Annotated in this window: 11 protein-coding genes; 9 read left to right on the top strand and 2 right to left on the bottom strand. The window is 69.9% G+C overall.

Translation table 11 applies throughout. The features are described 5' to 3' along the window. Nucleotides 1–53: 53 nt before the first annotated feature. Both VH914_02715 and gyrA read left to right on the top strand, forming a co-directional pair. Nucleotides 54–2015 carry a DNA topoisomerase subunit B gene (locus VH914_02715; GenBank protein HEX4490093.1) on the top strand — a complete coding sequence of 654 codons (1962 nt, stop codon included), beginning with the start codon at nt 54–56 and terminating at the stop codon, nt 2013–2015. Nucleotides 2016–2126: 111 nt separating this feature from the next. After that, nucleotides 2127–4553, top strand: a complete 2427-nt coding sequence (gene gyrA, locus VH914_02710; GenBank protein ID HEX4490092.1) for a DNA gyrase subunit A — start codon at nt 2127–2129, stop codon at nt 4551–4553. Here gyrA and VH914_02705 read toward each other — a convergent pair. After that, the gene (locus tag VH914_02705; protein HEX4490091.1) at nt 4550–5116 is read right to left on the bottom strand and encodes a hypothetical protein; all 567 of its coding nucleotides are present in this window, start codon (nt 5114–5116) and stop codon (nt 4550–4552) included. The two genes, gyrA and VH914_02705, sit on opposite strands and share 4 nt — an antisense overlap. A 46-nt stretch (nt 5117–5162) precedes the next feature. Between VH914_02705 and VH914_02700 the strand changes: the two genes are divergently transcribed. The 3 genes from VH914_02700 to VH914_02690 all read left to right on the top strand — a co-directional run bounded on the left by VH914_02700 (nt 5163) and on the right by VH914_02690 (nt 7674). Further along, nucleotides 5163–5711, top strand: a complete 549-nt coding sequence (locus VH914_02700; GenBank protein HEX4490090.1) for a TIGR03086 family metal-binding protein — start codon at nt 5163–5165, stop codon at nt 5709–5711. Nucleotides 5712–5764: 53 nt separating this feature from the next. Continuing rightward, nucleotides 5765–6322 (top strand): hypothetical protein, encoded by a 558-nt coding sequence (locus VH914_02695; protein ID HEX4490089.1) that lies wholly within the window; start codon nt 5765–5767, stop codon nt 6320–6322. A gap of 62 nt (nt 6323–6384) precedes the next feature. Next, the gene (locus VH914_02690) at nt 6385–7674 is read left to right on the top strand and encodes an MFS transporter (GenBank protein HEX4490088.1); all 1290 of its coding nucleotides are present in this window, start codon (nt 6385–6387) and stop codon (nt 7672–7674) included. A gap of 102 nt (nt 7675–7776) precedes the next feature. Here VH914_02690 and VH914_02685 read toward each other — a convergent pair whose 3' ends face one another. Next, the gene (locus tag VH914_02685) at nt 7777–8979 is read right to left on the bottom strand and encodes a phosphatidylinositol-specific phospholipase C1-like protein (protein ID HEX4490087.1); all 1203 of its coding nucleotides are present in this window, start codon (nt 8977–8979) and stop codon (nt 7777–7779) included. 108 nt (nt 8980–9087) lie between these two features. On the opposite strand from VH914_02685, the gene VH914_02680 reads away from it, so the two are divergent. The 4 genes from VH914_02680 to VH914_02665 all read left to right on the top strand — a co-directional run bounded on the left by VH914_02680 (nt 9088) and on the right by VH914_02665 (nt 12519). Then, complete coding sequence (locus VH914_02680; GenBank protein ID HEX4490086.1) at nt 9088–10320, top strand: alcohol dehydrogenase catalytic domain-containing protein; 1233 nt, start codon at nt 9088–9090, stop codon at nt 10318–10320. A 21-nt stretch (nt 10321–10341) separates the two neighbouring features. Then, the gene (locus VH914_02675) at nt 10342–10866 is read left to right on the top strand and encodes a hypothetical protein (protein ID HEX4490085.1); all 525 of its coding nucleotides are present in this window, start codon (nt 10342–10344) and stop codon (nt 10864–10866) included. A gap of 81 nt (nt 10867–10947) precedes the next feature. Beyond that, a complete protein-coding gene (locus VH914_02670; protein HEX4490084.1) occupies nt 10948–11754 on the top strand; it encodes an enoyl-CoA hydratase in 807 nt (268 codons plus the stop codon). 9 nt (nt 11755–11763) lie between these two features. Further along, nucleotides 11764–12519: an SDR family NAD(P)-dependent oxidoreductase gene (locus VH914_02665; GenBank protein ID HEX4490083.1), complete on the top strand. Its 756-nt coding sequence runs from the start codon at nt 11764–11766 to the stop codon at nt 12517–12519. Nucleotides 12520–12522: the final 3 nt, after the last annotated feature.

Here is a 12522-nt window from a genome sequence, read left to right as displayed (position 1 = left end):
TGTCGGCGGGCGGATCACCGCCGGTGTCCGAGCGGCCTTCTAAGGTCGACTCCATGGCAGCGCAACGGCGTGCGGCCGCCACCAGCGAGTACGGCGCCGCCCAGATCACGGTGCTCGAGGGCCTCGACCCGGTGCGCCGCCGTCCCGGCATGTACATCGGGTCGACGGGCGCGCAGGGCCTGCACCATCTGGTGTGGGAGGTGGTCGACAACGCGGTCGACGAGGCGATGGGCGGCTTCGCGACACGCGTCGACGTCACGTTGCTCGCCGACGGTGGTTGCCGCGTCACCGACGACGGCCGGGGCATTCCGGTCGATCCGCACCCGCAGTACAAGGGGAAGTCGGCGGCCGAGGTCGTCATGACCACACTGCATGCGGGCGGGAAGTTCGGCGACGGCGGCTACAAGGTGTCGGGCGGTCTGCACGGCGTCGGCGTCTCGGTCGTCAACGCGCTCTCGGCGCGACTCGTGCTCGAGGTCGACCGCGACGGCAACACGTACCGGCAGGTGTACGCGCCGGAGAAGACGGGACGGAAGGTCCTTCCCGGGGTGCCGCAGGGGAAGCTGCGCGCGGTCGCGAAGTCGAAGCGCGGGCACACCGGCACGACCATCACCTTCTGGCCCGACCCCGACGTCTTCGAGGAGATCGAGTTCCGCGCCGCGACGATCATGGAGCGGTTGCAGGTGATGGCGTACCTGCACGCGGGCCTCGCGATCGGCTTCCACGACGAGCGCAAGGGCCACGAGCACGAGGAGACGTTCCACAGCGAGGCCGGAATCGTCGACTTCGTCAGCCACCTCAACGCGAGCAAGGAGCCGTTGATCAAGGACATCGGCTCGTTCTCCGCGTCCGAGCCCGACGGCGACGTCGACGTCGCGTGGCAGTGGAACACCGGATACCACGAGGGCCTCTTCACGTTCGCGAACGGCATCTCGACGACCGAAGGCGGGATGCACGCGGAGGGCTTCAAGCGCGCGCTCACGAACGCGATCAACCGCTACGCGAAGGATCGCGGTCTGCTGAAGGCGAAGGACACCGCGCTCCAAGGCGACGACGTGCGTGAGGGCCTCACTGCGATCGTTTCGGTGCGTTTGCAAGAGCCGCAATTCGAAGGGCAGACGAAGACCAAGCTCGGCAACACCGAGATCCGGTCGCTCGTCGAGCGGCTCACGAACGAGCGGTTCGGGCGCTGGCTCGAGGAGCACCCGAATCCCGCGAAGGCGATCGTCGGCAAGGCGATGAGCGCGGCGCGGGCGCGCGGCGCCGCGAAGCAGGCGCGTGAGCTGACGCGCCGCAAGAGCGCGCTCGAAGGCGTCGGCATGCCCGACAAGCTGGCCGACTGCTCGTCGCGCGCGGTCGACGACACGGAGCTCTTCATCGTCGAGGGCAACAGCGCGGGCGGCTCGGCGCGCGACGCGCGCTCACCGAAGACGCAGGCGATCCTGCCGTTGCGCGGCAAGATCCTGAACGTCGAGCGCGCCTCGATGGACAAGATCGTCGCCAACGCGGAGATCCAGGCGCTCGTCTCCGCGATCGGCGGCGGCATCGGTCACGACTTCGATCTCACGAAGGCGCGCTACGGCAAGGTCGTCATCCTCGCCGACGCCGATGTCGACGGCGGCCACATCCGCACCCTGCTCATCACGTTCTTCTACCGCCAGATGACGCCGCTGGTGGACGCGGGCCGGCTGTACGTCGCGCAGCCGCCGCTGTACTCGGTCGACATCTCGAGCACCCGCCAGTACATCGCCGACGACGCCGCTCGGCAGCAGGTGATCGAGGCGAACCCGAATCGTCAGCTCGTGTTCGCGCGGTTCAAGGGCCTCGGCGAGATGGACTATCCCGAGCTGAGCGAGACGTGCATGGATCCCGCGACGCGCAACCTCGTGCGCATCGACGTCGACGAGGCCGTGATCTGCGACGAGCGGCTGTCGGTGCTCATGGGCGACGACGTCGAGCTGCGCAAGCAGTTCATCCAGCAGAACGCCAAAGACGTGCGATTCCTCGATATCTGATTTCATGGTCGCGCTCGCTTCGCTCGCCGCTCCTGACGCCTCAGCCACCACGCCGGGCGGGCCGCACGGCGACCCGCCCGTTCTGGCGGGAACTCCCTGACGGAGGTCTCCATGGCACGGAAGAAGACAGCAGCGGCGGCGACGTTGTTCGAAGCGGCGCCGGTCGCGAGCCGAACGTTGGTCGACGAGGTCGAGTCGTCGTTCCTCGACTACTCGATGAGCGTCATCGTGAGTCGCGCGCTGCCCGACGCGCGCGACGGGCTCAAGCCCGTGCACCGGCGGATCCTGTGGGCGATGCACGACTCGGGCCTGCGTCCCGACCGCCCGTTCGTGAAGTGTGCGCGCGTCGTCGGCGATGTGATGGGCCGTTTCCACCCGCACGGTGACACTGCGATCTACGACGCGCTCGTGCGCATGGGGCAGGACTTCTCGCTGTCGCATCCGCTGATCGACAAGCACGGCAACTTCGGCTCGCCCGCCGATCCGCCGGCCGCGCAGCGCTACACCGAGTGCAAGCTCAGCGTGCTCGCCACCGAGATGCTCGCGGGCATCGACGAGGGCACCGTCGACTTCGAGCCCAGCTACGACGCGAGCGACGAAGAGCCGATCGTGCTGCCGAGCCGGTTCCCGAACCTGCTGGTGAACGGGATCCAGGGGATCGCGGTCGGGATGGCGACGAACATCCCGCCCCACAACCTCGGCGAGATCTGCGACGCCGCGGTGTTGCTCATCGACCGGCCCGAGACGACGCTCGACGGGCTCGCGCGCGTCGTCAAGGGGCCCGACTTCCCGACCGGCGCGCTGATCATGGGTTCCGACGGCATCGCCGAGGCGTACCGCACGGGCCGCGGTTCGATCCGTCTGCGCGCGGTCACCACGGTCGAGGACTCGCGGCGCGGGCCGGTGATCCTCGTCACCGAGATCCCGTACCAGACGAGCGTCGACGCGATCGCGGGGAAGCTCGCGGAGGCGGTCGAGGCCGGGCGCGTCGACGGCGTGCGCGACATCCGCAACGAGTCGGGGCAGGGCGACACGAGGCTCGTCATCGAGCTGCGCCCGGATGCGAACCCGCAGATCGTGTTGAACAACCTGTTCAAGCACACGCCCGCGCAGGTGACGTTCGGGATCAACATGGTCGCGCTCGTCGACGGCGTGCCCCGCACGATCAACCTGATGCAGGCGCTGCAGGCGTGGGTCGACCACCAGGTCGCCGTCGTCACCCGGCGCACGCGCTTCCGCCTCGAGAAGGCCGAGGCGCGGCTGCACATCCTCGAAGGGCTCGTGAAGGCGCTCGGTCAGATCGACGCGATCGTGAAGCTCATCCGCGCGTCGAAGGATCGCGCCGCCGCGCGCACCGGGCTCATGGGTACGGGCTTCGACTACAGCGAGATCCAGGCGAACCACATCCTCGATCTCGCGCTCGGCCGGCTCACGCAGCTCGGTCGCGAGGAGCTCGTGAAGGAGCAGAAGGAGCTCGCGGCCGAGGTGCGGCAGCTGCGGCGCATTCTCTCCAAGCGCGACGTGCTCATGGGCGTGATCCGCGAGGAGCTCGTCGCGATCCGCGACGCGCACAAGATCGCGCGCCGCACGCAGATCGTCGCCGACGACACCGGCGAGATCTCCACGGTCGCGCTGGTGGAGGACGAGCCGCTGTTCGTGACCGTGACCGCGCGCGGCTACGTCGTGACGCGTCCGGGGCGCGGTCGCGGCGCGAAGGTCGCCGACCCGGGGGAGCGCGACGCGGTCGCGCAGCTCATCGAGACGTCGACGTTGGCGGGCGTGCTGTTCTTCTCCGACCGCGGGCGCGCGTACCGCATGGCCGGCCACGACCTGCCGAAGAACCGGCTCACGGCCGCGCCGAACCTGTTCCAGCTCGGCGACGGCGAGCAGATCGTCGCGGTGCTCGACGCGAAGGCCGCCGACGAGCACCAGCACATCGTGTTCGCGACCGCGTCGGGCGCGGTGAAGCGGACGGAGCTCGCGGAGTTCGTCGACGCCGGCGCGCGGCGCGACGGGATCGTGGCGATGAAGGTCGCCGCCGGCGACCGCGTCGTGTCGGTGTTCCCGGGGTGGGACGAGTTCGAGATCTTCGTCGTGACGCGCGAGGGGCAGGGCATCCGTTTCGCGGAGGAAGAGGTGCGCGCGGTCGGACGGTCGGCGGGCGGCATCCGCGCGATGCGGTTGCGGGGCGACGACGCGGTGATCGGCGCGTGCGCGGTCGCGCACGAGGAGCAGGTCGTGCTCGCGACCGACGCGGGGTACGCGAAGCGGTTGCGGGTCGACGAGATGCCGGTGCAGGCACGCGGTGGCGCGGGTGTGCGCGTGATGCGACTCGATCGCAAGCGGGGCGCGGTGGTCGCGGTCGCGCCGGTCGCGGACCGGACGCTGTTCGTGCTCGACGAGTCGACGGCGACGGTCGCGGCGACCGAGATCAAGCTCGTCGCGCGCGACGCGGTCGGTGCCGCGGTGCCGGGTGTGCGACCCGGCGCGCACGTCGCGCGCGTCGTCGCGTCGTCCGCCGCGCTCGACGCGGATTAGCGCGGCGAAGGCGGGATCGTTCGCCGCAACGCGCCGACGAGCGACAACTCGCAGCCCGACGTCGCGAGCGCGGCCTGGTGCTGTTGCAACCGTCGGGGTGTCGGCGGGTCGACCGTCCAGAAGCGAGAGAGCGCGAACGCGGCGCCGAGGTCGTAGATCCACGTCGGCGCGCCGATGAACGCGAACACGAAGCCGAACAGCGCAACCGACTCGCAGGACGCGATGGTGAGGAAGAAGCGGTTGCGGTAGGCGACCGCGAGCTTCGCCTCCGACGAGCAGTCGAGCGGTTTCGTCAGCACCGCGATGGCCGTGATGCTCAGTCCGGCGGCGACGGCGAGCAACCACAACCACGGCAGGACGTGGTTCGGGCCGCGATTGCCGATGAGCTGCAGCACGACGGCGAACGCAACGAGCGTCACCGAGAAGCTGACGAAGATCGAGCGCAACGCGATGAGTTGGTCGCCCTTGCGGCTGCCGATTTGGAGATAGCCGGGAGTGAGCGCGCGCAACACCTGCGCGACGCTCGGCCAGCCCGGGTCGTCGTCCGTCGGTTGCTGTCCCACCCTCTCAGTATCGTCGGGAAGACCCACGACCGAAGGGAGCACCACCGTGTCGGAGATCTCGCAGCGGTACGCGCGCCTGTCGCAGGCATTCGCCGACAAGATCGCGGCGGTACCGGACGACAAGTGGAGTGCGCGGTCGCCGTGCTCGGACTGGACCGCGCTCGACGTCGCCAAGCACGTGATCTCGACGCAGGGCATGTTCCTGAAGTTCGTCGGTCAGGAGATGGGCGCGCTGCCCGCGGCCGACGAGGATCCGCTCGGCGCCTGGAACGCGGCGCGCGGCCGCATCCAAGCGGGCCTCGACGACCCGAAGGTCGCGGCGACCGAGTTCGACGGCATGTTCGGTCGCTCGCGCTTCGACGACGCGGTGGGCAAGTTCCTCTGCATGGATCTCGTCGTGCACGGCTGGGACCTCGCGCGCGCCGCCGGTCTCGACGAGAGCATCTCGTCCGGCGACCTCGCCAACGTGCGCGCAGAGGCCGAAGCGTTCGGCGACAAGATGCGCGCGCCGCAGGCGTTCGGCCCCGCAATCGACCCGCCCGCGAGCGCCGACGAGCAGACGAAGGTCCTCGCCTTCCTCGGGCGCGAGGCGTAGTCAAGTCCGCCACGCGATCGGCCGATGCCTTCGGTCGTCGTGAAGGAGGAGTCGTGGGAAGTTCGTACACGAGCGTGACGCTCGTCGGCACGAAGCTCGATCAGGTCCGCGAGGTCGCCATCGGGCCTGCGTATCTCGCGGAGTCGGACGGAGTCGTCGTCGTGTTCTCCGAGGCGGACGACTCCGGCAACCTCTCGGGCCCGTCGCTCTCCGGTGCGCTCGGGTGTGTCGCGCTGACGACGACCGTGTTCGACGACGACGTCCTCATGATCTCCGTCCACACGAGCGGTGAGCCGGTCGGTGAGCTCGGGATCCCGGACCCCATGGCGATGTTCGGCGACGTGGACCTCGGGGCAGGCGAGGCGCCGTTCGAGGACGGGACCGCCCTCGACGCCGCGGCGCTCGTCGCCGCCGTGGGCCGCGGCGACGTCGCGCAGGTGCAGACCGCGTTCGCCAAGGAGTACGTGTTCGCGAGCGAGCGTCATCAGGACGTCGTCGCGGCGCTCGGTCTCCCGAGCGCCGCCGTCGCGTGGGGATACCGCTACCTCACCGAGGATCGAGAGCACTACACCGGCCCGGCGTTGATCGCCGTCGGCGGCGCGCCCGACTGACGGGCGTCACTCGCCACATCTCGGACGGACGCCGCCGGAGGGGCCGGTAGCGTTCGGAGCTCATGACCGCGGGCAGCCAGGAGCAGGACGCCACTCCCGGCGCGCTGCGAGCCGGGATCCGGCGGACGTTCGGCTCGCTCGACACGCACAACTACCGCCTCTACTTCACCGGCAACGTCATCTCGCACGTCGGCGGGTGGATGCAGACGATGGCGGAGGCGTGGCTCGTCCTCACGCTGACGCACAGCGGCACGGCCGTCGGCGCGACGTTCGCCTGCCGCTTCGCGCCGGTCCTCGTGTTCGGCCTCTGGGGCGGCACGATCGCCGACCGCTTCGACCGCCGCAAGGTGCTGTTGATCACGCAGACGCTCGCCGCGTTCCTCGCGATCGCGCTCTGGCTCATCGTCCTCACGGGCGTCGTGCAAACGTGGATGGTGTTCGGACTCGCGATCGCGCTCGGGCTCGTGACCGTGGTCGACGAGCCGACGCAGCACGCGTTCGTCGAGGAGATGGTCGGGCGCGACCGGCTCGCGAACGCGATCGCGCTCAACAGCGCGGTGATGAACTCGGCGCGCATCACCGGACCCGCGATCGCGGGTCTGCTGATCGCGACCGTCGGCACTGCGTGGGTCTTCTTCGTGAACGCGGCATCGTTCGTCGCGGTCGTCGTCGCGCTGCTCGCGATGCGGCCGCACGAGCTGCGTCCGGCGATGCGTCACCACGAACGCCCGCGCGTGCGCGACGGCCTGCGCTACGCGTGGGGTGTCACCGAGATCCGGGCGACGATCGTGCTCGTCGCGATCGTCGGCACGCTCGTCTACAACTTCCCGACGTTCATGACGCTGCTCGCGAGCGACTCCTTTCACGGCGGCGCGGGACTCGCGGGTCTGCTCATGGCGATGCTCGGCTGCGGCACCGTCGTCGGCGCGCTCACCGCCGCGCACCGCGCGCGACCGACGTCGAGCACGGTCGTCGGTGCGGCCGCGCTGCTCGGCATCGCGCTGCTCGTGTGCGCGTCGTGGCCGTCGCAGGCGGGCGTCGAGGTCGCGCTGGTTCCGGTCGGCGCGCTCGCGGTGTTCTTCGGGTCGACCGCAAACGGTCACATGCAGCTCTGGTCGGAGCCGCACGTTCGCGGCCGGGTGATGGCGATCTACAGCGCGCTCACGCTCGGCGTCACCGTGATCGGCGGACCGTTCGTCGGCTGGGTGTGCGGGCAGTGGAGCCCGCGCGTCGGGCTCGGGGTCGCGGGCGCCGCGACCGCGGCCGGCGCGCTCGGCGTGGTCCTCGTGCAGCGCGCCCGATTGCTGGAACCCGAGCATCCGCGCTTCCCGCTCCAGGCGCCCGCGGACTAGCAACCGTGAGCGGCTCAGGCCGCGAGCGGAGCGAGCAGGGGCGCCCCCTCGGCTGCTCCCAGCCGCGTCACGGAGCGGCGAGCGCAGCGAGCGCGACCGGAGTCAGCGGGTGTCGAGGACCGCCGAGTTGCACGCCGGCCCGGTGTTCACGGGGTCGCAGCGCCACGGTCGGTTGCCCGGCAACGTGACTTCGAAGCCGCCGGGGAACGGCGCCTTGTCCGGCGCGGGGTAGTCGGTGCTCACGTACTGCGCGCCGCTCGAGATCGCGAGGTCCCGCGTCTTCGTGTCGTCGGCGCGGGCCTCGACCGTGTCGGCATCGGAACGGGTGCGCACGATGTAGCCCTCGCGCACGAGCTCCTGGATCTTCGCCTGGTTCGCGCCCGTCGGATCGTTCATCTCGACGAAGGCGGCGTCGGGCTCACCCGGCGTCGCGTTGGTGAAGATGACGCGTCCCTTCAGGCTCGGGTGCCCCTTGATGTAGCGCTCGCGCTGCCCCGACTGGTCGAGCAGGAAGAGCACCTTGCCGCGCGCCGCGCCGAGCGTCGGCCATGCGCCGCCGGCCTTGACGGCTTCCTCCAACGTCGCGTGCGTGCCGCGCACGTCGTCGGGCGTGATGAGGTCGGAAGGCTTGAACACGGAACGAATCTCGGCGTCGAGCGCGTCGAAGTCGGAGGTCGTGAGCGGCGGAGGCTGCACGAATCCCATCTTCAGCGGATCGACCGTGGGGTCGTCCTTCGCCTCGACGAGGATCGCGATCGGGAGGTGCGTTCGGTGCGCGTCGGACCAGCCCTTCACCGCGTCGAGGCACGCGATGAACGTGAGGCAGTTGCTGTTGAAGTCCGAGTCGGACGCGTGCAGCACCTTGAACCCGGGCTTGCTCATTCCGGGAATCGGCGTCGTCACGTGATCGATGAGCTCGCGCAGCTTCGGCTTCGCGTAGCGGCCGCCGTTCGGATCCGCGAAAACGTCGAGCTCGATCTGGCGCACGCCCTCCCGTGAGAACTGCGTCGGCAGCACGGGGTGCGTGTAGTCGATCGAATCCGCGAGCGCCTTGTCGAACGACTTGATCGTGTCGAAGATGCTCGGCTCGTCGCGGAAGTGATAGCTGTTGTGCGTTCCGACCACCTGCACCTGGTTGAGGCGCAGGCACCGGTCGGCGGCCGTCGTCGCATCACCCGTCGCGACACCCGAGGATCCACCGTCCCAGCCCGCGCAGTTCGCGGGTGCGGTCGTCGACGGGGTCGACTCGTGTTTCGACGCGCTCGAGCACGCGGCGAGCACGACCGCCGCCGCGACACACACCACCCCAACCCTGCGCTCCCAACGCATCGGCTCGCAGCTTCGCACGTGCGCCGCATCTGACACCGGCGTCAGGGTTCTCTACGCTGCGGGCGACCGTCTCGAGGGGGACCGATGCGAGCACTGCTCTACGGGGTCAAGCCCGACCCGCAGCCCGAGCCGCAGGAGGACAACCAGCTCCTGCGCAACCTCGCGCACACGCCGATGAGGCTCGTCGACCTCGACGATCCGCCGTTCCTCCGGCCCGACTGGGTGGTCACGAAGCCCCGGCTCACCGGCATCTGCGGCTCGGACTCCAAGCAGGTGTTCATGGACTGGGGCAACGAGGTCGGCAACCCCGACAACCCGATGAAGGGGTTCTTCTCGCTGCCGCAGGTGCTCGGGCACGAGGTCGTCGCCGACGTCGTCGCGCTCGGTCCCGAAACGGAAGGCCTCGCGGTCGGGGACCGAGTGGTGTTGAACCCGTGGCTGTCGTGCGGACCGCGCGGCGTCGACCCGATCTGCCCCGCATGCCAGATCGGCGACTTCAGCCTGTGCTGGAACTTCTCCGTCGGACCGATCTCGCCCGGTATCCACACCGGCACCGCGAAGGACGCCACCGGCGGCTACGCGGACCTCATGCCCGCGCACGACTCGATGCTCTTCAAGGTGCCGGACTCCGTGCCCGACGAGCTCGCGGTGTTCGCCGACCCGTTCGCGGTGTCGTTGCACGCGATCACGCGCCACCCACCCACACCCGGCGGCAAGGTGATGGTGTACGGCGCCGGCGCACTCGGTACCTGCGCGACCGCGATCCTGCGCGCGCTGTACCCCGACGTCGAGGTGCTCGTCGTCGCGCGCTTCGAAGCGCAGGCCGAGCTCGCGCGCAAGCTCGGCGCGACCGTGATCGGTCACGAGCCCGCCATCACAGTGATCGAAGAGGCAGCCGCGTGGTCGGGCGGCGTGCTCGTGCCGAGTGACGGGAAGCCGATGGCGTACCCCGGCGCGATCGACGTCGTGTACGACACCGTCGGCAAGCGCGAGACGTTCGAGGTCGCGGTGCGCGTGCTCAAGGCGCGCGGCACGCTCGTGAAGGCGGGCGTCCACGGTCCGACCCTCTGGGAGGACACGCCGCTGTACTTCAAGGAGATCTCGTACGTCGGGAGCAACGCGTTCGGGTTCGAAGAGGTCGACGGCGTACGCAAGCACGGCATCGACCACTACCTCGAGCTCGTACGCGACGGCCGGGTCGACCTGACCGGCATGCTCACGCACCGCTTCCACCTCGAGGACTGGCGCGATGCGTTCGTTGCGCTCGCGACCCAGGACGACAGCGGGGCGATCAAGGTCGCGTTCGACTTCCGCTGACGGCGCGAGCAGCATGGCGGCATGGCGAGCCGACCCGACGACGAGCGATTCGATGCCCGAGAGAAGCCACCCGAGCTGCTCGCGCTCGGTGAGGTGACGGCCGAGCTGTTCGAGACGCTCAAGGAGTGGTTCGACGTGCCGAGCTCGGTGGCGCTCGACCTCGCCGCGGTCGACAGCGAGAAGGTCGTGCGCGAGATGTCGGAGCCGTCGATGGTCGCCGCGCTCGCGATGCGCAAGCTCCAGGCGCTGCACCTGCTCGCGACGCCGGGCGTGCGCACCAGCACCGACGTCGTGGTCACGATCGTGCAGGACCTCACGCGCGCGCTGTTGCAGGCGCCGGTGATGCGGCTGCGCGTCGCCGCCGAGCGCACCGACTGGGACGCCGCGCTCGCGGGCCTCACCGACGCGGGTGACGTGGCCGCGCCGGACGACGCGACCGACTCCGACCCGGAGACCGAGCGGTTCGAGGTGCTGCACTCCGCGCTGCACATCGCCGCACAAGCCGTCATCGATCTCTCCGAGGGCGAGATCGTCTACCTGGAGTGAATGCCTTGCGAGCCCGGCGCAGGCCGACGGCTGCCGGAGGCTGGGGATCATCGTGATAGTGAATCCGGAGGGCGTAGCCGCATGAGTTCCGAAGTGCTCGTCGACATCAGTGACCGCATCGCGACGATCACGATCAACCGTCCCGAGGCGCGCAACGCGCTGAACCGCGCGGTCCGCAAGCAGCTGCCGGCGGCGGTGAACGCGTGCGAGCACGACGACAACGTCGACGTGATGATCCTCACCGGAACCGACCCCGCCTTCTCTGCTGGTGTCGACCTCAAGGAGTTCGGCTCGGGTGCGACCCGCGCGGCAGGCGAGGGCTTCGCCGACATGGGCGCGCGCGACGCCGACGGCCGCCTTCCCACGAAGGGCGCGCTGCCGCCGCGCTCGAAGCTCCTGATCGGCGCGATCAACGGCGTCGCGGTGACCGGTGGCTTCGAGGTCGCGCTCGCGTGCGACTTCCTCATCGCGTCGGACCGCGCGCGCTTCGCCGACACGCACGCGCGCGTCGGCGTGATGCCCGGCTGGGGTCTGACCGTGCTGCTCGCGCAGCGCATCGGCGTCGCGCGCGCTCGGGAGATGAGCGTCACCGGCAACTTCATCGACGCACAGCAGGCGTACGAGTGGGGACTCGTGAACCACGTCGTGCCGCACGAGGAGTTGCTGCCGTTCTGCCGCACGGTCGCGACCGATTCGATCTCGATCGACCAGCACGCGGTGCGGCGCATGCTCGCGACGTACCACGAGAGCTCGGAGACCACCGTCGCGGAGGCGTGGAGGATCGAGGATCTCGTGTCGCGCGAGTGGGAGGGCGCGGGCTTCGACCCGGCCGCGATCGAGGCCAAGCGCGCCGGCATCCTCGAACGCGGTCGCAGCCAGATTTCCTAGGCTCGGCTCATGCTGCGATTCGAGGAACGGGTAGCGCTGGTGACCGGCGCCGGGGGCGGGATCGGGCGTGCCACCGCGCAGCGATTCGCGGCCGAGGGCGCCGCGGTCGTGTGCGCCGACGTCGACCTGAGCGCGGCGGTCCAGACCGTCGACTCGATCGCAACCGCCGGCGGCAACGCGTCTGCCGTGCCGTGCGACGTGGCCGATCCCGCGTCGGTGACGGCCGCGGTCGCGCACGCCGTCGACACGTTCGGCGGGTTGCACATACTCGCGAACATCGCGGGTGTCGGTGCCATGGCATCGACGCGCACCTTGCCGCTCGACGACTGGAACCGCACGATCGCGGTGAATCTCACGGGCACGTTCCTGATGTGCCAAGCCGCGTTGGAGCCACTGCTCGCGCAGGGCGACGGCGTGATCGTGAACATGGCGTCGGTCGCCGGCCTGCGCGCCACGCCGTACAACGCGGCGTACTGCGCGTCGAAGGGTGGCGTCGTGATGCTGACGAAATCGCTCGCGGTCGAGTTCGGCCGCCAAGGACTGCGCGTGAACTGCGTGTGCCCGAGCAGTGTCGACACGGCGTTTCTCGGCGCGATGAAGATCCCGGACGACGCCGACTTCTCCCTCTTCGGTCGCGCCGGGTCGATCATCAAGCGCAAGTCGGAGCCCGAGGAGATCGCGGGGGTGATCGCGTTCCTCGCGTCGGCCGACGCCGCGATGATCACCGGCGCGGCCTACGTCGTCGACGGTGGTGCGACCGCCTGAACG

The organism is Acidimicrobiia bacterium, assembly GCA_036271555.1.
Classification (GTDB): domain Bacteria; phylum Actinomycetota; class Acidimicrobiia; order IMCC26256; family PALSA-610; genus DATBAK01.
Note: the sequence above shows the minus strand (reverse complement) of the source record. Positions and strands in the feature narration are given on the sequence as shown.